Raw genomic sequence first — 24,612 nt, 5'->3', positions numbered from 1 at the left:
GATTATTTACTAGGACGTATCACCTAATAAATGTGATCTATAGTTAAAAATTCTATTAATATGTTTAACAAGTTGGATAATTTAGAGCTTTGTGAGATCTTTCTCACGGTTATCCATAAGACGTACCGTTAGTATGCGCCCCACGAGATAAGCCAAACCTTTTTGGCGGCACAACTCAAGTGAATTAAACAAAAGTATCATGGTCCCTCTGACCTTGTGGCCGTACAGCGAACGCCCTACAAAAAATAATGATTTTCTGGCGGCCACCCTACTCTTCCTTCTCTTTATCCAACTGTCTTTATCACGCTTTTACATCATCAGCGTCTTGAACCGCTAAGCGCGCACCTTGCAGTACTAATGCTGTCAGCAAACGAACTTCTGAGGCCAACTCATCATTCCAAGCAGGCCAAATTCGAGAGATGTACGCATTATTGCCTTCGCCCGGGCTCATGAAGCCATCATTGAATGCGTCAGCCATTTTCTTCAAAGATTTCTCTTCGTCATCGACCCACTGACCACGGCTAAAGCCCGCTTCAACACAAGCCAACGCCGTTTTCGGGAAATAAGGCAAAGGCTTAGTCATGCCTTCGAAGAATAAGCGAACTAATTCAGTAAGTAACTGTTTGGCATACTGCACATCGGCAATTTCTGGGTAGATCAAATGCAGCGCGCCTTCTTTACGATCGTAACCAATGATGTGGGTTTTCTTAGCATGACCCGACGCCGACATGGCAAGGTGATCGATCCACGCTGCAAGGTAATCCTGCGAGCGAATCTTACCGCTTCGATAGCGAATCAAACCGGATTGGTAGCATTGAGTTAGCCAACCAGTCAGGCGAACGTTTTTCTCTTCGCCTTCATTTCGCTCAAACAAGGAATCAAACGTCAGGTCGATTTCCAAATCGTCTTGAGGCGCACCAGATAAAAACGCCAGTTTGTCCACCAGCTCTTCCGCCTGAACTCGGTTGGTTTCAAACTCGATATCACCAAACGCCCCCACCGGCAGTTTGCCTTGCGCGCGCTGTTGACTCATAAAGTGTTTAAGCACCTCTGTTTTTTTCTCTGGCTGCATCAATGTCGTTTCAAGCAAGGTTTCTAACAGCTCATCACGCATTTGATAACTTTCCAAACCACCTAAAACAAAGGGTTCGTCGTCTTCCATCACCGGCAGTGGCGGTTCAAAGATTACTTTTAAACGACGATTGAAAAAATACTGCACAGGTAAGCGCCAGAAACGTTGCAACTCGACTAAGTCGAGCTCAAGTGGGAACGTCGCGCCTAACAGATAGTCGTCTAATGCCCGATTAAAATCACGACGAACATAGCCTTGCGATTGACTACTTTGAGTCAATGCCGCTGGAATCCACTCTTTCGCGTAGCTAGCGTGCATGCCTTGGAACGCACTTGGGCTAAACGGCACCATGGCGTGGGTATTCACCAACGCATTTAATAAGTTGTCGCCAGACTCATCAACGGGCAACGCTTCATCACCACTTAAACAATAGTTTTGGTGGCAGTATTCCATCAGCTCAGAAACCAGAACCGAAGGCACTCGCTCGGTGTTGTCTTGGATTGAACGGCCAACATAACTGATGTAGAGCGTTTGCTGTGCCGATAGCATTGCTTCGAGGAATAGGTAACGGTCATCATCTCGGCGCGAACGGTCGCCCGGCTTGGTTCTTCCTGTCATCAAGTCAAAGCCTTCTGGCGGCATGGAGCGTGGGTACACGCCGTCATTCATCCCCAGTAGACAAACGGTTCTAAACGGAATAGATCGCATCGGCATCAGGGTACAAAAGTTCACTTGACCAGCCAGGAAGCGCTGGCTAACTCGTGTTCCAGATAATTTATTTTGAAGGTATTGGCTGATGATCGACGGCGATAACGCATCATCAAATGCGGCATCAGCTAATTGCTCTTTGAGTTGGCTGAGCGTATCGCGAATGGATTTGAGCGCCATTTCGCCTTCTAACTCAACTGAGAAGAAGTCATCCAGCAGTGAAACCAAAGTCTCTCGCCAACCATCAATAGTCTGAACATGAGAAAGTTTGCTGCGATAAGTGCTAATTTGTTGGATAAAGTGTGCCAACTTGCCCGCAAGCTCTGCGCCCATGCCTTGCACTTCGTTGTACGGAGATAAACTGCCTTGCTCGGTTTCAAACAAACCTGCGGATTCTGGCATCGCGTAGCCAAGCAACATGCGTTGAATACCAAATTGCCATGTGTTTTGACGGGTTTCCGGCAGTTCAAATTCGCGTCCGGTATTGGCATCCAACCCCCAGCGAATTCCCGATTCTTCAACCCATTGTTTGGCTTGTAAGAAATCATCTTCGCTGAGTTCAAAACGCTTTAATATCGCCGGCGTTTCCAGAAGTTCGAGTAGTTCTGATGCCAAACAGCGCGTATTGGGTAAGTTCACCAACTGCATAAATGCGGCCAGAATTGGGCTCTCTTGATCGGCGGTTCGGTCAGAAATCGAATATGGAATAAAACGCTCACCCGGTGCGTTACCAAAGACCGCCTGAATCGCAGGGCTGTAAGCGTTGATGTCCGCGACCATCACGATAATATCGCGCGGTTTTAACGTTGGGTCAGCATCGAACATCGCCAATAGTTGATCATGCAGCACTTCCACTTCACGCATCGGGCTGTGACAAGCGTGTAGGCTCAGTGATTTATCACCCAAGCTAACCACTTGTTTGTGATGACTGTTTTCAATCTGTTGGTCATCTTGATGTTCTTCAAGATTGAGAATATCCGCTTGCAATTGATGGAGCAGACTGTCGCGCTCAACATCAACAAACGCTTCAATTTCATGAGACTCCAGCTGAGACAACAGATACATATTGTCACGCCCGAGTTTACCCATGGACGCCAACAGACTGTTTCCGACCACATCGGTGTGCAGCTCATCGATCACGTTATCTTCCAATGAACCTTTCAGTTGCTCAGTTTCACCTTGCACTTCCGAGTGATCGTCCTGCCACACAACGTGCTGACGATGTTTCGCCGCCAAACGAGCCAGATATTTACGATCTCGAACTTCACCCCAATAATAACGACAAGGGTTGGTGAACATCAGATGCACGTCGATATGTTCACCAATTTCTTTTAGCGCATCCATGTAGCGAGGCGGCAACGAAGAAATGCCAAAAACAAACAAACGCTTGGGTAAATGGTCAAAATTGCCGTTAAAACTCGCTAACGTGTCGATAAAGTGCTCATAAAGGTTGGCACGGTGATATGGAGACTGCCCTAATGACACTGTGTGATCGTACAACGCTTGCCATAAGATCGGCTGCCACGGATGCTCATCTTCCAGCTCTGGCACACTCTGCCCAGCTTCCCAACTTGCGATCCATTCCGGACGATACACCAAGTAACCATCGAAAATATCGGCAATTTTCTCAGCCAGCTGATACAGCTTAGAGTGGTCACTGTCATCTTTGAGGTACTGCGCTAACGGCGAAAACACCTCTTGGTTGAGAAGCCCCGGCAGTAGATGCATCAACTTCCACGTCATCGCTTCTTTGTTAAACGCACTGCGTTTTGGCACGTCTGGCAACACCTGCGTAAACATTTCCCAAATGAAGGTAGCAGGAAGCGGAAAATCAATGTTCGCGGCAACACCAAACTCTTTGGCCAATTCCATTTTTAGCCACTGGGACATGCCCGGACTTTGAACCAGAATTTGTTCTTTTTCGAACGGGTTTTCCAGCGGACTGATTCGAATCAGTTCGACAAGGAGTGATTTAAGAACATCAACTTGGTTGGAGTGATAAACAGTAAACAAATTGGGAATACCGAGCGCCGATTAAAACTGTTAGCTAGCTTAGCACAGCCCTATTTAAACCCGCAGTGATCTCGTGTTCTGAAAAAAGTAAAAGGTTACATATCGCTCAAAATGGACAGAAAACATCACCTTTTCAAGGCGTAAGCAAAATCTTACACAGCTATACAAAATGTGACATTACTCGCAACTATTCCATAATAAAAAACACTGTTTTATACTCTTGCTACCTATAATTTATAAATATATAAAAAGTATGTTTCGCAAACTGTCTTCCAACAGCGCTTGGCTGATTGCTTTTTTTGCTTGCTTTGCAGTGTATCTGTCGATCGCTTGTTATCCTTTTGTGTTGTCTAACAATCAGAATGAACCACTAACCTTGTTGCAAGGTTACTATTTGGTTTCAACTCAATATGGCTGGCTGGGCTTGATCGCTCTTCCATTTATGTTGTTGAGTTTATTGCTCTCTTTTCTACCGACTCGAGCATTCAAAGGCATCGTGATCGCTATCGCGATCTGTCTATTGATCATGTTTAAAGTCGATATCCTCGTTTTTCAGCAATACAAACTTCACATCAACGCTCTATTAATCCGTATGTTTTTCGAAGGTGGCGGTGATGTCTTCGATATTTCGTGGATGAGTTGGCTTATCTTCGTCAGTGAAGTTGCCGTTCTGGTGATCGGGCTCGCCTGTACCGTTTGGGTAAGTAATAAACTGGCACAAAGCCGAGCTAAGTTCGTTTTGATCAGCGCCTGGTTTGCTGTATTGCTCAGCACACAGATGATTCATGCGTACAAAAACGCGCTTTACGACGATGAAGTCAGTCAGTTTTCGAATAACTGGCCACTTTACTACCCGCTGACGGCTCGTAAATTTATTTACAAACACGATCTAGTGGATGAGAACATTGCATCGAAGAACCGCGTAGAGTTAACCAACATTGAACGTAGCTCACTCAACTACCCGCTTGCACCCATTCAAGTGCAAAGCAAAGAGAAGCAGCCCAATGTTTTGTTTATCTTGGTTGACGCGTGGCGCTACAGTGATGCGACGCCGGAAGTCATGCCAAATGTCAGCAAATTCGCCGAAAAAACAGTGAATTTCACACAACATATGAGCGGCGGCAACTCAACTCAAGCAGGTATTTTCAGCCTGTTTTACAGCTTGCCAGCAACCTACTGGGAAAGCTTTTACGCAAGCCAACGCTCTCCTGTTTTTATGGATACGCTGCAAGCAGAAGGCTACCGCATGGGCATTTTTGGCTCGGCACCGCTCACCAGCCCGCCACTTTCTCGCACGGTATTCAAAAAAGTGTCGGACTTGACCCTGAAACAAACTGGGGAAACAGCTGTCGAGCGCGATCAGCAGATCACAGACAAGTTCATCGAGTTCCAAAAGCAAGACAGCGACAAGCCGTACTTTGGGTTTCTGTTCTACGATGCCGCCCACGGTACAGTATTTCCCGAACCTGAATTTGCGAAATTCAAACCATACTGGGAACGCGTTGACCACATTTTGCTCAACAACGATTTTGACGCTTCGCTTTACCACAATCGATACAAGAACTCGTTGTACTACATCGATAGCTTGATTGGTGATGTGCTGAAAAACGTCGACTTAGACAACACCATTGTGGTGATTTCATCTGATCATGGTGAAGAGTTTAACGACCATAAGATGAACTATTGGGGCCACACGGGTAACTACAGTGACGTTCAAGTACATGTTCCTCTTTACGTGTACATGCCAAATCGTCAACCAGAGCAAATTAATTACCGCACGACCCATTTTGACGTCGTGCCAACCATGATGAATACGCTGTTTGACGTTCAAGGCACAACGAGTTCATACAGCGTTGGTCATAACTTGTTTGATAACTCTGCCCCTCGCGATTGGTATATTGCTGGCAGCTACTACAACTATGCATTGGTCGGCAAAGAACTGATGCTTGTGGTCAATCCTGGCGGGCACTCTCAGCAACTGAATCGCCAGTTAAAAGTCGAGAAAGAACAGAAAGTTCCTGTCGATATCATTCGTCATTCTCTGGATGAGATGTCGCGATTTTACAAAAAAGGCTAGCGTCCAACATCGACGCCGATTGAAATAAAAAAGCCTCTTGGCTGTAAGACCAAGAGGCTTTTCCCTATCTGCTATTTAAGCGTGATGAGCGTGCATCAAGCGTGGCTGAATCAATAAGTTGTTGATGTACTGTAAAGCCACATAAGAGACAACAAATGTTGCCACAATCAACTCAAGACCAGCTAAGCCTCGCACTTGTTGAACATAGTGCGCAGCCAATCCTTGCAACTCCATCCAATTCGCCATTTTAAACAGCGCCGTCGCACCGATCACCATCGGAAAAGTGAACGCCGCATAGCCTGGGCTAAATGGCAGTCTAAGCAATTTAAAGAATGCGAGGTAAATGATGGCTGTCATCAATACCGCGATACCAAATAGCATAGCGATGATCACTGGTGATGGTGTCGCAGTGACCGTTAAGTACCCTGCCAATGATAGACTTGCTGGCGCTGCCATGATTGCCATTGTTGGTTTCGCTGCATCCGGAATTTCATGGGTAAACATGAAACGGTAAATCATCATCGGCAACATGATCGCGTACGCCACCATACCAAACATCAATGCGCCTTGTGCCACTGGTGCTAACATCGGGTTGCCAGAGAAAGACACATCCGCAACGATGATACCCACTGGCGGTACAAACCAACTAGGAACCATGTGGTGCAATTCAAAATCTTTGGCGCGATGGTAAACAAAGCTCACCAAGAAAACGATGTGCAGAACCACCGCAATCAGCCAAAGTACATCACCAGCCAATGGGTAAAAATGGACGAGAGAGTTCGATACCACCATAGTGCCCATCGCAAATGTCGGAACCACGCTGCCCACAACCGGATGAGCAAGATCTTGTCTCAATAGATGGTTATGTAGCAAAAACTTGGTTGCCAATATAGCCAACAATACGCTCGCGATACCCGCACTAATCCACTGTCCGTAGCCATGTAATTCGGCGAAGTTTTCCCAACTCCAGCCTAAGCTTGCAATACCAAGAGCCAAACCCGCCATCGGAGTTGGTGCTCCCATTACTTTTGCTTTTGTTCTTTGAATCATGATGACCTCAACCAGACTCACTCTTGATGGAGCGTATAATACGCTTGCACTTCGTTCCGATATATCTAATTATTTAAAACAAACGTTCAAAATTACTTAACGGTGGGGTATGGCAAGTCACATTTCTCTTAAACAACTGAAAGTGTTTACGACGATCACGCAACACAAAACGCTCACAGCAGCTTCTGATAGTCTCTTTTTATCAAAAGCCGCTGTGAGCATGGCACTCTCAGAATTAGAAAAGCAGATCGGCCATCACTTGTTTGATCGTGTTAATAACCGACTGATTTTGAACCAAGAAGGTCAAAAACTGCTGCCACTGGCGGATGAGTTACTCAACCGAGCCAAGGACATCGAGAGCATTTTCGATGGTGACCAAGCGCTATCGGGCCAACTTCGCATTGGTGCCAGCGACACCATTGGCAACCAAGTCGCGCCCTATTTGCTTAGCGAATTTCGTCAGCAAACGAACCATCGTTCTCAAAGCCTGTTCATTTCTAACTCTGCACAAATCTGCGACATGCTGACCGATTACGAGTTAGACATTGCCCTCATTGAGGGTAAAACTCTTCATCCTGAATTGCAGTCCACCCAGTTTAGCGAAGATGAAATGTGCGTGATTTGCGCGCCAGATTCCCCAGCCGCGCACGAAGGGCCAGTAAACTTAACCGAGCTAGAAAACAGCGAATGGATATTGCGAGAGGCGGGGTCTGGTTCACGCGAATTCTTTATGCGCGTTGTCGCGCCGCGCTTGGAACATTGGCATGAAGCTTTTCAGCTCAATACCACCGAAGCATTGATCAACTCAGTATCTGCTGGGCTGGGCTTAGGTTGCTTGTCACGTTTGTCTGCAGAACCTGCTATTCGTGACGGTCGCGTGCAACTGCTCGACATGCCTTTAGATATGAAACGTCGCTTCTGGCTACTGGTTCACAAAGAGAAATACCAAAGCCCACTACTCAGAACGTTTATCGAATTTTGCCAAGACTGGGAACGACCAAATAACCTTTATCTAGAGAATACACCCTCCAAGTGAAACGGAGATAGTTTAAATGCTGGTCAGTTAGTTGTACGTGTCTCTCATTCTTAGGCTTGTCGCTAGACTTAACTGGTCAAAAACTGTATAAAAAGCCAGTATCAATACACCAAGTTAGGGGACCAACCATGGCTGTAATCGTCAAGTACGTGGTAGAACGCAATGGAGAAGAGAAAATGACTTTTACCTCTAAAGCGGAAGCTGACGCATACGATAAAATGCTAGACATGGCAGACGAACTATTCACGCTGCTAGGTAAAAGTGAACTTCTAGAAGACGAAGGTAAGCAAGAAGATCTTGCGATGTACCTCGCTCAAAACAAAGAAGAAGTGCTTTACGCACTGGGTGCAAAACGCAAACCGGCACCAAAGAAAGCAAAAAAGCTTGAATCTGTAGAAGAAGACAAGCAAGAAGACGCTGCATAAGCCTCTCATTTGTTAAAGAAACGCCGCATCATGTGGCGTTTTTTATATCTGAAGGCACACATCATCATGGAAAGATCGCCCTTTCTTTCGAGCACAGATACGACAAATCGCCTTCTTTCATTTCAACAAACACCTGCTAATTGACCACCTCACAACCACATTTCTCATCAGACAGACATATCTCCCAAAAGACAAAAGGTATCCATCTACAGACTTTATCTATTTCCCCTCTTTAAACTCCCTAGCACTCTCATTATGATGGCTGACAACTTAATTATTTCTTGTCAGTGAACAGACGAGACACAAGACTCAACACATGGAGATCAACTATGGCTTTCTTTTCTCTAGCCTTTGGTACAGCGACTAAAAACCGCGATGGCAAAATCATTGAAGCGTTTTTTCCAAACCCAGTTCTTAACCCAAGCGACACACTTGTTAACGCACTAGCAGCAGTAGCAGGTTACGAACAAGGCAACCAAGCTATCGAGATCTCTGCTGCACAAAGCGCAGAACTTGCGGCGGCTTTCGAAGCAAACGGCGATGCAGCAAACGCATCTTTCGCAACCAAAGCAGCAGAATCAGCACAGCCGCTTGTACTGGTTATTCTAGCTACGGATGAACAGCCACAATCTGTTGCTGAAGGCTTCCTAAAACTTCAACTTATCTCTAACCGTCTAGTTAAGCCACACGGCACAGTACTGGATGGCATCTTCGGTCTACTACACAACATCGCATGGACTAACGAAGGCCCAATCGACCTACCTGAGCTGGCTGAGCGTCAAATCGAAGCTCGCCTAGCTGGCCGTACGCTAAGCGTAGATTGCGTAGACAAGTTCCCTAAAATGGTGGACTACGTGGTACCAACTGGTGTTCGTATCGCAGACACTTCTCGCGTACGTCTTGGCGCACACGTTGGCGAAGGCACAACTGTTATGCACGAAGGCTTCATCAACTTCAACGCGGGTACAACTGGCGTGAGCATGGTTGAAGGCCGTATCTCTGCGGGTGTGGTTGTTGGTAACGGTTCAGACATCGGTGGCGGTGCATCTATCATGGGTACACTATCTGGCGGCGGTAAAGTGGTGGTTTCCATCGGTGAAAACTCTCTACTAGGCGCAAACGCAGGTCTTGGGTTCCCAATGGGTGACCGTTGTACTATCGAATCAGGTCTGTACGTAACCGCTGGCTCTAAAGTACTCATGCTAGATTCTGAAGGTCAAGAAGTCGAAGTGGTTAAGGCTCGCGATCTTGCTGGTGTTTCTGACCTACTGTTCCGTCGTAACTCTGTAACAGGTCAAATCGAGTGTCTTGCAAACAAGAGCGCAGTTGAACTGAACAGCGAACTGCATAAAAACAACTAATAAGAATACCTAAATAACCTCGAGATGCTTGATTCAGCGAGGCTGACTTGGCTTGCAGTGAATTAGCCCTACGAAAAATCCCCCAACAGAAAACTGTTGGGGGATTTTTTAGCTTAAAGCAAAATTCGTGAGTGCTGGTTACTGATTTAAAAAGCTGACCGCTTTATCTGGGAAGTCAGTAAACAAACCATCCACCTTCACTTGGTTGTAGTACACATCCATCATGCCTTCAAAACTGTCCGTGTACGCTGGAATGCGTCCTGGATCGGCACGGAACGTGTATGGATGCACTTGCAAGCCAGCGTCTTTTGCAGCCTTCATCAACGGCTTGATGATGATATTGTCTTTGGTTGACTTATCATCCACCAGCATCGGCTTCCAAGGTCCAATACCTTCGGCGTAACTCGCCACTTTCTTCATGCTGTCGGCTTCGAACATCCAATCATAGCTGTATGGCGTTGCTGTATCGCCTTTGTACACCATAGTTTCGTTCCAATCGGTGTAAGCCATGAGCTGAACGAGCTTTAAATCCATGTCCATTGCGGGCATCAACTCACTGTTAATGCGTTGCAGTTCGTTCGCATCAAAACACTGCAGGTAAACTTTGTCGTCTTGCGAGTCGTAACCGTACTGCTTCAAGACTTTAAGCACCGCTTTAGAAATGTCCTTACCTTCATGACGATGGAACCAAGGCGCTTTAATTTCTGGGTAAATACCGATGTCGTAACCCAACGTCTTGTTAAGTCCTTGGATCAGCTCAATCTCTTCAGCAAACGTCGGCACGGTAAAATCCGATTTCCACATTGGGAATCGTGTCGGATAACCAGCGACCTTATTACCTTTGTCATCGATATTAAAGCCTTCAGTTACTCGCAGCGATTTGATTTCCGCCAGTGTGAAATCAATCGCGTAATAACGGCCGTCTTTGCGTGCGCGATCAGGAAAACGCTCCGCAACATCCGTTACACGATCGAGATAATGGTCATGCAACACGACCAACTGGTCGTCTTTCGTCATTACCACATCTTGCTCTATGTAGTCAGGTTTCATTGCGTAAGCAAGCGCTTTGGCTTCTAGCGTGTGTTCAGGCAAGTAACCCGATGCGCCACGGTGTGCAATTACAAGTGGTTTTGCAATCGCACCAGCTGAGAGGCTAAGTGCTAAAAAAGTAAGACATACTGACTTTGTTTTCATTGTTATTTCCTTGATAAAGCGAAGAGGCAGTATTCCACTGCCTCTTTAAATAAATATTACGCTAGCGCTTCCTTTTCGCGCTCTTTTTGCTCGTGGTGCGCACGCTCACCTAAGAAGGCGTACATCAAACACACAATAGAAGTAATACAAGAACCCACTAAGATGATAAAGCCACCATCCCAGCCAAAGTGGTCTACCGTGTAGCCCAGAATCGCGTTTGCGGCAACTGCCCCACCTAAGTATCCAAATAAACCAGTAAGACCAGCAGCAGTACCAGCGGCTTTCTTCGGAGCGAGTTCAAGTGCGTACAAGCCAATCAGCATAACCGGACCATAGATTAGGAAGCCAATTGCAATCAGTGCCATCATGTCCACCATTGGGTTACCAGCAGGATTAAACCAGTAAACCATCACTGCAACGGTCACTAACACCATAAATAAGATGCCAGCAGGTGCACGACGACCTTTGAACAATTTGTCTGAAATCCAACCACACAATAATGTGCCTGGAATGCCGGCCCATTCGTATAAGAAGTAAGCCCATGACGATTTATCTACCGAGAAATCCTTCGCTTCTTTTAGGTAAACAGGTGCCCAGTCCAGTACGCCATAGCGAATTAGGTAAACAAATGCGTTTGCAATTGCAATCGACCAAAGAAGCTTGTTGTTGAATACATACTTAAAGAAGATTTCCTTGGCTGTCATTTCTTGTTCGTGCGACTTGTCATAGTCATCAGGATAATCGTCTTTATACTCTTCGATCGGTGGTAAACCACAAGATTGAGGCGTATCGCGAACTGTCATCCAAACAAACACAGCAACCAACGTGGCGAAAAATGCAGGAACATAAAATGCAGTGCGCCAATCATCGTTAAATGCCCACAGGCCAAGAATAAATAGTGGACCAATCAAACCGCCACCCACGTTGTGTGCCACGTTCCAAACCGAAACGATCTCACCACGCTCTTTACGTGACCACCAGTGCACCATGGTTCGTCCACATGCGGGCCACCCCATGCCTTGGAACCAACCGTTCAAGAAAAGCAAAATGAACATCGCAGTGACGCTGCCAGTCGCCCATGGCATAAAGCCAAAGCAAAACATAACCAATGCAGACATCAACAGGCCGCCACTTAGGAAGTAGCGAGGGTTGGAACGGTCAGATACGCTGCCCATTAGAAATTTAGAGAGACCATATGCAATGGAAACAGCTGCCAGCGCGACACCTAAGTCACCGCGGCTAAAGCCTTGCTCGATAAGATAAGGCATCGCCAAACTGAAGTTTTTACGAACCAAATAGTAACCGGCGTAGCCAACAAATATACCGATAAAGAGTTGCCAACGGAGGCGAGAGTAGGTGCTATCGATACTGCCTGGAGACAGACGATCAATGTGCGCCTTAGGTTTGAATATTCCAAACATAGGAACCTCATTATTTTGTATGCGATGGTAAAAAACACAAAAGGAGCGAACGAAACAAAAAAATCTTCGTTCGAAAGTTCATGAATTGTATTGAGTTAGGATTTTATTTCTGTGACAAATGTTGCACATGAATTAAATATAAGTAAATACAGTAAATTAGAGCGCATTAATTAGACCATCGTTCAACTTTACTCATAATTAGTTAATATGAAACTGATATTTCAACCTCTCATTTGAGCATTCCAATTCGAAACCAATGAAACAAGGGCTCGAATAAGAACACAAATTAACCGTAAAAAGGGTGTTTCACATCCATCCTTGTTACGCGAAACCACTAAATAACTAAAAAGATGAAAAATGTTCGCGCTTAGTATCAAACGAAATAACAAAACTAATGTTATCTGAACTCAAACCTAGACAGTGATTCACGAACACAAGACATAAACCGCGTTTATTTTCCTCTCCATTTTAATAATTAACACTAATTTGGATAACAAGTTCCTCTCGAGATATAAACATAGCAACGCATTTTCTTATATCACCGCTAGTCCTTGATGTACTTGACCTCGCCTTACCTCTTTAGGGTTAATTACTACGCAAAATCTGAGTAATAAATCCCCAAGCACGTAGCAGCTTCACAAAACTCCTCTTACCAGTTGTGCATTCTTTTTCACATCGGTAATTTGAGCGCTTCCAAAACACACTTCGTAGTAAAGAAATTCTTTTCGTTGTTTTCTTTTTCGATTAAAAGATGCGCCATTTAACAAAAACGAAGACTTTGATTAACAATTTTATGCTCAAACGCTCATTTTTAACGCGCGTTTGTTTTCGCAAACGTTTATATGTGCACAATAGTATCGTGCTAGACAGGCAAAAATGATCAAAGGACTTTTAACATGACAACGAACAAACACCCCTCTCTGCTCGGAGAATGTTTGGCCGAGTTTATCGGTACAGGACTACTTATCTTCTTCGGCGTAGGCTGTGTCGCAGCCTTAGTTCTAACAGGCGCATCATTTGGACAATGGGAAATCAGTATTGTATGGGGCCTAGGTGTCGCCATCGCTATTTACTGTACTGCCGGCGTTTCAGGCGCGCACATCAACCCAGCGGTAACCATCGCACTCGCTATGTTCCATGGTTTTGATAAGGCGAAAGTGGTGCCATACATCATCGCCCAAATGCTTGGCGCATTCTGCTCTGCTGCGTTGGTTTACAGCTTATACAGCAACCTTTTCACCGACTACGAAATCGCACATAACTTCGTCCGCAGTAGCCAAGATGCACTAGCAACCGCTGGTATCTTCTCAACCTATCCACATGCTTCCCTCTCTTTCTTTGGCGCTTTTGCTGTGGAGTTCGTTATCACTGCCGTGCTGATGTTTGCGATTTTGGCTTTGGGCGATGAAAATAACGGCGCTGCACGAGGTGCAATGAACCCACTGTTAATCGGTATTTTGATTGCCGTGATCGGTGGTTCTCTTGGTCCACTAACTGGCTTCGCGATGAACCCTGCGCGCGACTTTGGACCGAAACTGTTCGCTTACTTCGCAGGCTGGGATTACGCTCTGACAGGTGCTAAAGACATTCCTTACTTTATCGTGCCTTTACTTGCTCCGATTGCAGGTGCGTGCTTTGGTGGTTGGTTGTACCCAAAAGCGATTGCAGCTTACCTTCCACAACAAGGCCACGGCTGTACAATTCCAAACCAATGTGAGACGGAAGAAGAAACAGAAGAAGCTAGAGCTTAAAACTGACGCAACTCGAACATTTACTAAAATATAAATAACGAAACAAAAGGATTCTTACCATGACTGAGCAAAAATACATTGTTGCCCTAGACCAAGGTACGACAAGCTCTCGCGCAGTAATTCTTGATCATGACGCGAACATCGTAAGCGTCGCACAGCGCGAATTTACTCAGATTTATCCAGAGGCAGGTTGGGTAGAACATGACCCAATGGAAATCTGGGCAACACAAAGCTCTACGTTGGTAGAAGCTCTAGCTAAGTCTGGCATCCGTAGCGACCAATTGGCGGCTATCGGTATTACTAACCAGCGTGAAACTACCATCGTCTGGAATAAAGAAACAGGCAAACCCGTTTACAATGCGATCGTATGGCAATGTCGCCGTACTGCTGACATCTGTGAAGATTTAAAAGCGCGTGGTCTAGAAAACTACGTACGTGACAACACAGGTTTGGTGCTTGACCCTTACTTCTCAGGTACCAAAGTGAAATGGATTCTGGACAATGTTGAAGGCGCGCGCGAAGACGCAGAAGCAGGCAAGCTGTTGTTCGGTACCGTCGATACTTGGTTAGTTTGGAAGATGACTCAAGGCCGCGTTCACGTGACCGACTACACCAACGCATCGCGTACAATGCTATTTAACATCAACGATCTATGTTGGGATCAGAAAATGTTAGATGAGCTTGGTATCCCAGCATCTATGATGCCAGAAGTAAAACGTTCATCGGAAGTTTACGGTAAGACCAACATTGGTGGTAAAGGCGGTACTCGTATTCCTATTTCTGGTATTGCTGGTGACCAACAAGCTGCGCTTTACGGCCAAATGTGTGTTGAAGCGGGTCAGGCGAAAAACACTTACGGCACGGGTTGTTTCTTGCTAATGAATACGGGCCAAGAAAAAGTCACTTCGACGCACGGCCTACTGACAACTTTGGCTTGTGGTCCTAAAGGTGAGCCTGCTTATGCACTTGAAGGTGCCGTATTCATGGGTGGTGCTTCTATCCAATGGCTACGTGATGAATTAAAAATCCTAAACGGTGCAGAAGACTCTGAATACTTCGCAACCAAAGTGGATACCTCAAACGGCGTTTATGTCGTGCCTGCCTTTACTGGTTTAGGCGCACCATACTGGGATGCCTACGCACGTGGCACGATTGTCGGCCTTACTCGCGGCGTGAACTCAAACCACATTATCCGTGCGACTTTGGAAGGCATCGCTTACCAAACTCGTGACGTACTGGATGCGATGCAAGCCGACTCAGGAATTAAACTTGCGAATCTTCGCGTCGATGGCGGTGCGGTAGCGAACAACTTCCTAATGCAGTTCCAATCCGATGTATTGAATACAGAAGTACACCGCCCTCAAGTAACAGAGGTTACCGCTCTTGGTGCAGCCTACCTTGCAGGCCTTGCCGTGGGTTACTGGGACAGCATTGACGAGTTGCAGAATAAAGCGGTGCTTGATCGCACCTTTGAGCCGCACGATGATGAAGAAAAACGCAATCGTCGTTACAAGGGTTGGAAACGCGCAGTGAAATGTGCGCAAACCTGGTCTGAGCTTCACGACGAAGAAGATTAATCTCACCTCCATACGAAAAAAGAGCGCCATTTGTGCGCTCTTTTTTGCGCTTTGCCCCTGATTCCTGAACTCGCTTACTTCTCACAACGCGCAAATTCGAGCACAATAGAGCTTCGAATTTGAAGCATTGGCCGTTACCAATGCACAAGGGAGTGGTAAGTGAAGCAAATACCTCGACACCAACAGATTGTTGAGTTGGTGAAAAAACAAGGCTATGTCAGCACGGATGAGTTGGTAGAAAGATTCAATGTCAGCCCACAAACCATCCGACGCGATCTTAATGAACTCGCCGACGACAACAAAATTCGTCGTTATCACGGTGGTGCAACCATCCCTCTCAGTTCTGAAAACACATCTTACAACACGCGTAAAGCGCTCAACTTCAATGAAAAAGATGTCATTGCAGACGAGGTGGTCAAGCACATTCCTGATGGCGCGACTCTATTTATTGATATCGGCACCACACCAGAAGCGGTTGCGCGAGCGCTCAATAAAAACCATAAACAGCTACGCGTGGTTACCAACAATATCAACGTGGCAACCATTCTCTTCCCCAACCCAGAGATCAAAGTCATCTTAGCTGGCGGTGAAGTTCGAAGTCGCGATGGCGGCATTGTTGGAGAAGCCACTCTCGACTTCGTTAAACAGTTCCGTCTCGACTTTGGCATTCTTGGCATCAGTGGTATCGACTTTGATGGTTCACTGCTGGATTTTGATTATCACGAAGTAAGAGTCAAACAAGCGATCATCGACAACAGCCGCAGTGTATTTCTTGCCGTCGACCATACCAAGTTCGGGCGCAATGCCATGGTGAAGCTAGGCAATATCGCTCAGCTCAACATGATCTTTACCAACAAGCAGCCACCAGAAGAAATCTTGTCGATTTTAAAAGAAGCTTCAATTCCACTTGAAGTCGTTGAAGCGAACGAGACAAACTTCGAAAACGAGTAGTTCCAGTCATTAATTTGCCTCTCAAATGACCTCTGTCTTAATTAGGCAGAGGTTTTTTTGTGCCTAAATCACACAAAACGCTCACAAACGAAAATAATAGATGATCACAAACGAAACCTAAGCTAGGATTAGATCATGTTCTAAAATGCTCGTTCGCTCACCAAGAGGTCAAATTTATGAGTATACAAAAAAATGCTTCCACTACTAGCTCATCCACTACCTTAGACTTGATCGTAATTGGTGGCGGCATCAACGGGGCTGGTATTGCGGCAGACGCAGCTGGCCGCGGTTTGAGTGTTGGCTTATACGAAGCAAATGACTTCGCGTCCGCTACTTCTTCGGCAAGTTCTAAACTGATCCACGGCGGTTTACGCTACCTTGAACACTATGAGTTTCGTTTGGTTTCGGAAGCGCTCGCAGAACGTGAAGTTATTCTTCGCAAAGCGCCTCACGTTGCACTACCAATGCGTTTCCGTTTGCCTCATCGCCCATTCCTACGCCCAGCTTGGATGATTCGCTGTGGTCTGTTCCTTTACGATAACTTGGGTAAACGTACGACTCTGCCAGGCAGCAAAACCGTCAACTTAGCGAAATCGGGCTTGCTAAAACCAGAAATGAAAACCGGTTTCGAATACTCTGACTGTTGGGTTGATGACGCGCGTTTAGTATTACTTAACGTTCTGGCTGCTCGTGAAAACCATGCAGAAGTACGTAACTACTGCCGCGTAGAAAAAGCACACCGTGAAGGTGGTATCTGGCATGTCACGATTCATGACGTGATGACAGACCAACGTTTCGAACGCAAAGCAAAAGCACTAGTAAACGCAGCTGGCCCTTGGGTAAAACAGTTCTTTGATGATGGATTAGAGCAAGCCTCTCCTCGTAACATTCGCTTAATCAAAGGCTCGCACATCGTTGTTCCTCGTATCCACAACGAACCGCAAGCCTACATTCTTCAAAACAAAGACAACCGCATCGTATTTATGATTCCTTACTTAGATAAGTTCTCAATCATTGGTACAACAGATGTGGAATACAAAGGTGATCCACGTGAAGTGGCGATCTCAGATGACGAAGTCGATTACCTCATCGACATCGTAAACCAACACTTTGTCCACCAGTTGACTCGCGAAGATGTGGTTTGGACATACAGCGGTGTTCGTCCTTTATGTGACGATGAATCTGACTCTCCGCAAGCGATCACACGAGACTACACGCTAGAACTCGATGCGGAATACGACCATGCACCTCTGCTTTCTGTCTTTGGTGGTAAGCTGACGACCTACCGTAAGCTGGGTGAAGCGGCAATGAAAAAGCTGGCTCCTTTCCTACCAGAGATGGGAAGCGACTGGACGGCAAATCAAACCCTACCTGGTGGTAACTTCAGCTGTAGTCGTGAACAATTAGCTAAACAAATTCATGCTAAATACGCTTGGGCGCCAGAAGCATTGATTCTTCGTTACGTAACACAATTTGGTACCCAAACGTGGAACTTAATGGAAGGCACAGCAAGCGAAGCTGACCTTGGACACGCGTTCTCATCGCAAGCCGGCGGTGTTTACCAACGTGAGATCGACTACTTAATGAACCATGAAATGGCAATGACCGATGAAGACATTTTGTGGCGTCGTACCAAACTTGGTCTGTACATGAACGATGAAGAAAAGCAGGCTTTATCGGACTATTTAAAAGAAAAGCTACAACAGAAAGTGGTTAATCTTTCTCAAGTTGGCTAACTGCTCCTCTCCACCCCACTAGAAAGCCTGCCTCGCTGCAGGCTTTTTTATTTTGCTGTTTTTACACCACACTTTGGCTTGCTTCACTTGATTACAAATAAGAGCAACTATTCATAGACATTTAGCGTTAAATGCAATCATACTCATTTGAATAATTATCCCTGAATAACTTCATGGCGCTGGGTTCAGAACGTTATCACTGATGCACTTCCCGGAAAAAAATGCAGTGGAAGAACAGGCTCTTTCCGAGTTATTTGGGGAAAGGCTCAGACAAGGAAAAGAAAATGGGTTTTATGATTGAACATTGGGATTTTTCAACCCCAGAAGCAACTCAGCAATCCACAACGGCGGAGCAGATTCAAGCCAAACATTGGTACCATTGTGAACGGCTGCATCCCGATATTCGTGGCTGGCTAGAGCAAAACCAAGTACCACGTGCCACTGTTGATCACCTGTTAGCCGACGAAAGCCGACCGTCTTTCCACCCTTTGGATGACGAGAACTTCATGTTGATTTTACGAGGCGTCAATATGAATGGCGATGCTTCACCAGAAGACATGCTCAGTATTCGAATTCTCTATTTTCAAGGCGCACTGATTTCAACACGTAAGATCCCATCGCGTGCCATCATGGAAATTCGTCAAGCCTTGGCGGAACGCAAAGGTCCGAAAAGCCTTGCTGGTTTACTTCATCAGATTATTGAAGGATTAAATAGCAAAATAGACGTTTACCTTGATACGATTGAAGAGACGTTAAACCAGTTTGATGTGAATGATGAATCGACGTACAAGCATATGGCGACTCAAAAAGCGCTTATTTCCATCAAACGTTTTATTCGCCCTCAGCAATATGCTATTCGTGATCTCGTTGAATCAGAGTCCGAGTTGGTGGCTTTAAGGCCCCATCAATATCGCTTCGCCCACAATAATATTACGCGCATAAATGAAACACTTGAGTTTTATCTTGGAGAAGTCGCACTCTTTCAAGAAGAAATCAAACATCATCGTGACGAGAAAACTAATAAAAACAGTTATCTATTTACCTTGGTGGCGACTATTTTCTTGCCAACCAGCTTCCTAACAGGTTTGCTTGGCATCAACATTGGCGGTATGCCAGGCGTGGAATCCGCCATGGCGTTCACCTGGTTCTGTATCGCTTTAATTGTCATCTTTGCTCTAGAGTGGTGGCTATTCAAACGCTTGGGGTTCACGAATAAAACGGACGACGAAGACGAATAAGCGCTAATCCTATAAAGAACAAAAATCAAAAGAGGAGCGCGCGGCTCCTCTTTCTCTACTCACATTAGCGCCCTATCCGGGATGACCATCAACGCGAGGGGTAATAAGCATCACGCCAAAGCGCCAAACAAACAGGCCAAATGCGACAATCCACAATCCGCCACTGATATTAATCCACAGCATCATATTGGCAGGATCAAATATCACGGCAAAACTGCGAACCAAAGCTGCCGCGGTAATCGCCGCAAACGCAAGGCTCATGTTCGGACCTTTGTAGATCATGCGACCAGTATGTCCCATCGTCACGCGTGCGATCATCGCTAAAATCAAGCCGCCTAATGCACCTATCGCAAACAGGTGAATCAGGTTATGGCTGGCAAATGCATCTCCCCAAGTGCCTCGCAAAATTAAGCTTAGTGGCAAACACAAATACGCAGCATGCAGCGACCACACTAAAGGCTCGCTCAGGGTTAACCAAGGTTTCCAGCGAACAAAACGCACCAACTGAGCAACTCCTGCAAACAGCATCAACGGATTACCTAGTTCTGCAAACGTCACAGGGAAAAAGCTCAGCACAAATAGCATTACCAACGGCAAGTTCGCGAACCACTCTAACCAAGCCAATGGTTGCGCTTTTTCGAAATTAAATCGACGCGCAGTAAAGAATGGAATCACACGCCCGCCCATGACCGACAGCAACAACGTAAACCACCACAACATCGCCTGCCATACAGCAGAAGAGCTAAACGGCGGCATGCCTTTTATTGTTGCGTAGCTTGCAAAGTTCGCAAAAATTGCCAAAAGAAACAGCGGCACAAAAAACAGATTACGCCAACCTTTGGCTCGATAAACACGAATGCCTACCTCATAGGCAACAAACAACAAAAATACCGCTTCAATGCTGCTGGTTAACCATAACGGCGCTGATGTCCAAAGCAATATTCGGGGCGCGAGCCATAAGCCAAATAAGATCAAAAGCGTGTAATGCTTGGTGCCATTAATGCCAGTCCAGTTTTGTACCGCGGTCAGTACAAAGCCAACCACAATCGCCATCGAAAAGCCGAACAACATTTCATGAACGTGCCACCATAATACCGGTACAGTTAATGCGTTTGGCTGTCCGCTCTGGAACATCCACACCCACAACGCGATCGCAACAATGGCGTAAATCGACCCAAACAGAAAAAACGGCCGAAAGCCTAGTCGCAGCCATGCAGGGATTTTTTCTTCCACTTTTTTATCGGTGATATTCAGCATTATCTTGCCCTCAAGCGTCTCTCGATGCTGGTTAACTCAACTACAATATTGATGCTACCACAAACATGCATAAAAAATACATGTTAAGAGTTAAGATTATACTTAAGAGGTAAAGTTGTGCTTCAGAGGCGGGTTAGGTATAAACGGTGAGAGACACAACCATCAGTTAAGGGATGCAACGAAGATGTACATATTTGGCTATGGCAGTTTGATTAATTCTGCGTCACGTAAGTTAACCGGACAAACGGGAGAAGCCATTCCGGTCATTGCTCATGGACTGGTGCGCTACTGGGGAAAGATTGATGACAGCTACACTCTGTCTCCTCTGGTTGTAAACCAAGGCGATGGGCAGGTCAACGGCGTTTTACTCGAAGTGAATGAAGAGGCTCTCGCAGAATTCGATCGCCGTGAGCGTGGTTATCATCGTATTCAAATTCAGCCAGATCAAATCGAAACGGAAGCGAACTTTAACCAAGAACATAGCATCTGGGTTTACGTAAAAGACGAGCCATTACCACCGTGCGTAAAAAGCCCAATCATGCAAAGCTATGTCGATACCGTGCTAGCAGGTTGCTTAGAAGTATCTCATGCGTTTGCAGAGCATTTCGTGCGTCACACCATTGGCTGGCAACACGCAAAAGAAAATGACCGCCACCAACCTAAATATGGCAACCTTGCAGGCGTGCAAGAGCATCATTACGAGTTGATTGATAATCTAATAAAAAAAGGAGCCTAACGGCTCCTTTTTAGTATCTATGTTTTGCTTATGCGAGCTTAAAACTTGTAATCAACGCCAACGTACAGGCTGTCAAAATCAAATTCAAGATCGCCACCACCTTCAACATCGATGGTTACTGTAGAAGCACGGTAGCCACCAGAAACAACCAGACCTGAAGCAAATTCATAACCCACTTCAGCACCATAGTTAAAGCCAGCATCGCTACCATCAGTCTTACCAGTGAAACCAGAAAGGTTTGATTTTGCCTCTAAATCAACCCCAGTTACACCTAGACCAACAACAGCACCAACATAAAAACCAGTGCCAGAGAATTGGTACTTAGGTTTAGCATTAAGGTTGAATGAATAACCTTCAACAGTAGCTTCTAACCAATTACCCGCGCCCGATGCTTTTTCTTCGAAGCTACCGTAGTAAATGTACTCACCTTCTAAAGCCAATTTGAAGTTTTCTGAATATTGCAGCTCTTTACCTACCGCAATACCCAAACCTGTAGCTGAAGAGCTGTAAGAGTGACCTTCAACTTCAAGATCAGAGTTAAGAATATCTGCGCCAACATACCAGTTACCTTTTGCTTGAACTGACGCTGAAGCAACCACCGCACCTAAAGCCAATAATGGCAATACTTTTTTCATTATAATTTCCTATGTTTTTCATACTGTTAAACAGTTTTTAAAAGCGCGGAGATTATAAATAGAGTTGAATATATTCCTATTGATTTATTTATAAAATGAGACACAAAACATAAACACGAACAATAAAACGTTTGCTTGATTAAACTCTAAACAATTCTCACCCCAGTCGGCATCGCTCTTTCTGGCGTTAGCAACACACTTTCGGATTCATCATCCGTTTCTGCGCACAACAACATACATTCTGAGGTTTCGCCGCGCATTTTGGCTTTGGCAAGATTACACAACACGACCACTTGTTTGCCCATCAACTCTTCCTCGGTGTAATAAGGTACTAAGCTGGTTACGGTTTGCAGTGTTTTTTCACCAATATCAATTTGCACAATGTACAGCTTGTCTGCATTTTGATGGCGAGCCACTTCAATGATTTTTCCGGTACGAATTTCCAGTTTGGCAAAATCTGAGTAAGCGATAGTTTCCATAATTAAAACCTCAGTAAAGTTTTACTAAAAAGATAACGTTTACACTATCAGTAAGCTTAATAAATACAAGTGGTAAAGATCTCATTTCCGAAAGCAAATCCCCTATCAAATTGCACTTATTACACAATGGGTGTTTAATACTTCCAGTCAAAATTTTTAGCCACTAAAGGTTCTATATGGCAACGATCAAGGATGTCGCGAAAGAAGCCGGTGTTTCGGTCGCAACGGTTTCTCGCGTGATCAACAAGTCCCCAAAAGCCAGTCAATCATCGGTAGAGTCGGTCACCAAAGCAATGAGCAAATTGGGTTACAGACCTAATGCCGCAGCTCGTGCACTGGTGAGCCAAAGCACAAATACCATGGGTGTGTTGGTGAGTGATGTGTCCGATCCTTTCTTCGGCACGCTGGTCAAATCCGTCGATAATATCGCGCGCGAAAATGGCAAACATATCTTGATTGGCAACGGGTATCACAATCCAGATGATGAGCGTCAAGCCCTAGAATTGCTGATCAACAGCCGTTGCGATGCAATAGTCATCCACTCGAAAGGCTTATCTGATGATGAGCTAATTGGCTACGCCCAAGAAGTAAAAGGTATGGTGCTTATCAATCGTCATATCCCAGAGCTAGCCGAACGCTGTATTTCCCTTGATAACCGCAAGGGGGCATTCCTCGCGACAGAATATTTGATTCGTCACGGGCATCGCAAAATTGCTTGCATTGCCTCATCCCACGATATCGAAGATACAGATGAGCGATTGCAAGGTTACCAAGCCGCATTGAAAGAACATGGTATTGAACTCTCCAAAAGCTACATCGAATACGGTGAGCCCAACAGTGATGGTGGCGAAGTTGCGATGACCAACCTGTTAACCAAATCTTTGGAGATTACTGGAGTGGTGGCCTACAACGACTACATGGCCGCTGGCGCACTGGCAGCGTTGGATCAAAATGGCATTGACGTACCAAGTAAGGTTTCTATGGTCGGGTTCGATGATGGTTTGATCGCCCGCTTTGTTCACCCTAGCCTGACCACTATTCGCTACCCAATCGAGATGATGGCAGAACGCGCCGCCCGTTTGGCTTTGGCGCTATCTCGTGACGAAAAAATTGAAGACGAAACCATTATTTTTAGCCCAACTTTAGTACGAAGAAATTCTGTTGAGCGTTGTTGATGTACGCGTTAAATGTTAGCGCGAAGCATTAACTAAAACATGTAATGGCGCAGATGAAAGGCCAAACAAGCAATTAATCTGTGCTAGATATAGTTCGGCAGTCGCTATCGCATCATTTAGTGCGTTATGGGCTTGATATGTTGGTAGGTTGAGTTCCTTTCGAATTGAACTTAACCGCCAGTCAGACCGAGTAGGTCTCAGTTGGGTGCGATATTGCTCGATTTTTAATGTATCTAACCATATTAATGGCAACTTCAAATTCTGGTACTTTATCTTGATGTATTGCTCTAAAAACCTCTGCTCCATAATGCAGCCATGTGCAACAAGAATTTTACCAGCAATTACATCCAGCAACTGAGTGAAAGCAGCTTGTTCTGAAATCCCCGATACATGCAACGTTTCAGGCCTAATATGGTGAACTTTGACTGACTCATGACAAATATCAATTGCATGATTAATGAAGACATGACGTGCACTGTTTAGACGAATATTGCTGTTTCGAATTTCTACCCATCCAATACTGATTACTCTATCTACTTCAGGATTAAATCCTGTCGTTTCAAAGTCCAAGACTAACGTGTCTAACTCTCTAGCATCCGATAAAGCGCCAGGTAGAGGCGTATTTCCTATAGAGTTAAATACATCTGGCAAGCTAGATTTTTCTAGTTCTCTGCGCACCTGTTCTAGATGTTCAATTGACTGGAATGAGTAGCCAAACAT

Annotated in this window: 19 protein-coding genes; 11 read left to right on the top strand and 8 right to left on the bottom strand. The window is 45.5% G+C overall.

Going from position 1 to position 24,612, the window contains the following annotated elements:
* Positions 1 to 301: 301 nt before the first annotated feature.
* Complete coding sequence (gene recC / locus EX191_RS00515) at positions 302 to 3,793, bottom strand: exodeoxyribonuclease V subunit gamma (protein WP_193446960.1); 3,492 nt, start codon at positions 3,791 to 3,793, stop codon at positions 302 to 304.
* Between the two features lie 253 nt (positions 3,794 to 4,046).
* Between recC and EX191_RS00510 the strand changes: the two genes are divergently transcribed.
* Positions 4,047 to 5,870 carry a DUF3413 domain-containing protein gene (locus EX191_RS00510; protein ID WP_140263800.1) on the top strand — a complete coding sequence of 608 codons (1,824 nt, stop codon included), beginning with the start codon at positions 4,047 to 4,049 and terminating at the stop codon, positions 5,868 to 5,870.
* 75 nt (positions 5,871 to 5,945) lie between these two features.
* On the opposite strand, the gene EX191_RS00505 is transcribed toward EX191_RS00510, so the two are convergent.
* Positions 5,946 to 6,920, bottom strand: coding sequence for a TDT family transporter (locus EX191_RS00505; RefSeq protein ID WP_140263801.1), 975 nt, complete (start codon positions 6,918 to 6,920; stop codon positions 5,946 to 5,948).
* 109 nt (positions 6,921 to 7,029) lie between these two features.
* On the opposite strand from EX191_RS00505, the gene EX191_RS00500 reads away from it, so the two are divergent.
* The 3 genes from EX191_RS00500 (at position 7,030) to dapD (ending at position 9,742) form a co-directional block, all read left to right on the top strand.
* Positions 7,030 to 7,956: a LysR substrate-binding domain-containing protein gene (locus tag EX191_RS00500; protein ID WP_053809262.1), complete on the top strand. Its 927-nt coding sequence runs from the start codon at positions 7,030 to 7,032 to the stop codon at positions 7,954 to 7,956.
* Between the two features lie 128 nt (positions 7,957 to 8,084).
* Positions 8,085 to 8,381 carry a YebG family protein gene (locus tag EX191_RS00495; RefSeq protein WP_041852896.1) on the top strand — a complete coding sequence of 99 codons (297 nt, stop codon included), beginning with the start codon at positions 8,085 to 8,087 and terminating at the stop codon, positions 8,379 to 8,381.
* Positions 8,382 to 8,710: 329 nt separating this feature from the next.
* The gene (gene dapD, locus EX191_RS00490; RefSeq protein ID WP_068864586.1) at positions 8,711 to 9,742 is read left to right on the top strand and encodes a 2,3,4,5-tetrahydropyridine-2,6-dicarboxylate N-succinyltransferase; all 1,032 of its coding nucleotides are present in this window, start codon (positions 8,711 to 8,713) and stop codon (positions 9,740 to 9,742) included.
* Between the two features lie 138 nt (positions 9,743 to 9,880).
* On the opposite strand, the gene glpQ is transcribed toward dapD, so the two are convergent.
* Together glpQ and glpT are read right to left on the bottom strand one after the other, a co-directional pair.
* The gene (glpQ, locus tag EX191_RS00485; RefSeq protein ID WP_182032728.1) at positions 9,881 to 10,936 is read right to left on the bottom strand and encodes a glycerophosphodiester phosphodiesterase; all 1,056 of its coding nucleotides are present in this window, start codon (positions 10,934 to 10,936) and stop codon (positions 9,881 to 9,883) included.
* Positions 10,937 to 10,992: 56 nt separating this feature from the next.
* Positions 10,993 to 12,357, bottom strand: coding sequence for a glycerol-3-phosphate transporter (gene glpT, locus EX191_RS00480; protein ID WP_006742417.1), 1,365 nt, complete (start codon positions 12,355 to 12,357; stop codon positions 10,993 to 10,995).
* An 896-nt stretch (positions 12,358 to 13,253) separates the two neighbouring features.
* Here glpT and EX191_RS00475 point away from each other — a divergent pair.
* The 5 genes from EX191_RS00475 (at position 13,254) to EX191_RS00455 (ending at position 19,610) form a co-directional block, all read left to right on the top strand.
* Positions 13,254 to 14,108: an MIP/aquaporin family protein gene (locus EX191_RS00475; protein WP_046875005.1), complete on the top strand. Its 855-nt coding sequence runs from the start codon at positions 13,254 to 13,256 to the stop codon at positions 14,106 to 14,108.
* Between the two features lie 59 nt (positions 14,109 to 14,167).
* A complete protein-coding gene (gene glpK / locus EX191_RS00470) occupies positions 14,168 to 15,685 on the top strand; it encodes a glycerol kinase GlpK (RefSeq protein ID WP_006742415.1) in 1,518 nt (505 codons plus the stop codon).
* Between the two features lie 159 nt (positions 15,686 to 15,844).
* A complete protein-coding gene (locus tag EX191_RS00465; RefSeq protein WP_006742414.1) occupies positions 15,845 to 16,636 on the top strand; it encodes a DeoR/GlpR family transcriptional regulator in 792 nt (263 codons plus the stop codon).
* Positions 16,637 to 16,812: 176 nt separating this feature from the next.
* Entirely contained in the window at positions 16,813 to 18,372 is a 1,560-nt protein-coding gene (glpD, locus tag EX191_RS00460; RefSeq protein ID WP_047008912.1) for a glycerol-3-phosphate dehydrogenase, read from the top strand.
* Positions 18,373 to 18,656: 284 nt separating this feature from the next.
* The gene (locus EX191_RS00455; RefSeq protein ID WP_193446959.1) at positions 18,657 to 19,610 is read left to right on the top strand and encodes a CorA family divalent cation transporter; all 954 of its coding nucleotides are present in this window, start codon (positions 18,657 to 18,659) and stop codon (positions 19,608 to 19,610) included.
* Positions 19,611 to 19,682: 72 nt separating this feature from the next.
* Here EX191_RS00455 and EX191_RS00450 read toward each other — a convergent pair whose 3' ends face one another.
* The gene (locus tag EX191_RS00450) at positions 19,683 to 20,867 is read right to left on the bottom strand and encodes an NnrS family protein (protein ID WP_193446958.1); all 1,185 of its coding nucleotides are present in this window, start codon (positions 20,865 to 20,867) and stop codon (positions 19,683 to 19,685) included.
* Between the two features lie 184 nt (positions 20,868 to 21,051).
* Here EX191_RS00450 and EX191_RS00445 point away from each other — a divergent pair, with 184 nt between their 5' ends.
* Complete coding sequence (locus EX191_RS00445) at positions 21,052 to 21,603, top strand: gamma-glutamylcyclotransferase family protein (protein ID WP_176320107.1); 552 nt, start codon at positions 21,052 to 21,054, stop codon at positions 21,601 to 21,603.
* 38 nt (positions 21,604 to 21,641) lie between these two features.
* Here EX191_RS00445 and EX191_RS00440 read toward each other — a convergent pair whose 3' ends face one another.
* Positions 21,642 to 22,238: an outer membrane beta-barrel protein gene (locus tag EX191_RS00440; protein ID WP_012841470.1), complete on the bottom strand. Its 597-nt coding sequence runs from the start codon at positions 22,236 to 22,238 to the stop codon at positions 21,642 to 21,644.
* A gap of 146 nt (positions 22,239 to 22,384) precedes the next feature.
* Positions 22,385 to 22,717: a tRNA-binding protein gene (locus EX191_RS00435; protein ID WP_005494151.1), complete on the bottom strand. Its 333-nt coding sequence runs from the start codon at positions 22,715 to 22,717 to the stop codon at positions 22,385 to 22,387.
* Positions 22,718 to 22,893: 176 nt separating this feature from the next.
* Here EX191_RS00435 and EX191_RS00430 point away from each other — a divergent pair, with 176 nt between their 5' ends.
* Positions 22,894 to 23,892 carry a substrate-binding domain-containing protein gene (locus tag EX191_RS00430; RefSeq protein WP_031853668.1) on the top strand — a complete coding sequence of 333 codons (999 nt, stop codon included), beginning with the start codon at positions 22,894 to 22,896 and terminating at the stop codon, positions 23,890 to 23,892.
* Between the two features lie 15 nt (positions 23,893 to 23,907).
* Here EX191_RS00430 and EX191_RS00425 read toward each other — a convergent pair whose 3' ends face one another.
* Positions 23,908 to 24,612 (bottom strand): 3'-5' exonuclease, encoded by a 705-nt coding sequence (locus EX191_RS00425; RefSeq protein ID WP_152811689.1) that lies wholly within the window; start codon positions 24,610 to 24,612, stop codon positions 23,908 to 23,910.

Source organism: Vibrio chemaguriensis (assembly GCF_012275705.1).
GTDB lineage: Bacteria > Pseudomonadota > Gammaproteobacteria > Enterobacterales > Vibrionaceae > Vibrio > Vibrio diabolicus.
This window is presented reverse-complemented; position numbering and strand designations above follow the sequence as displayed.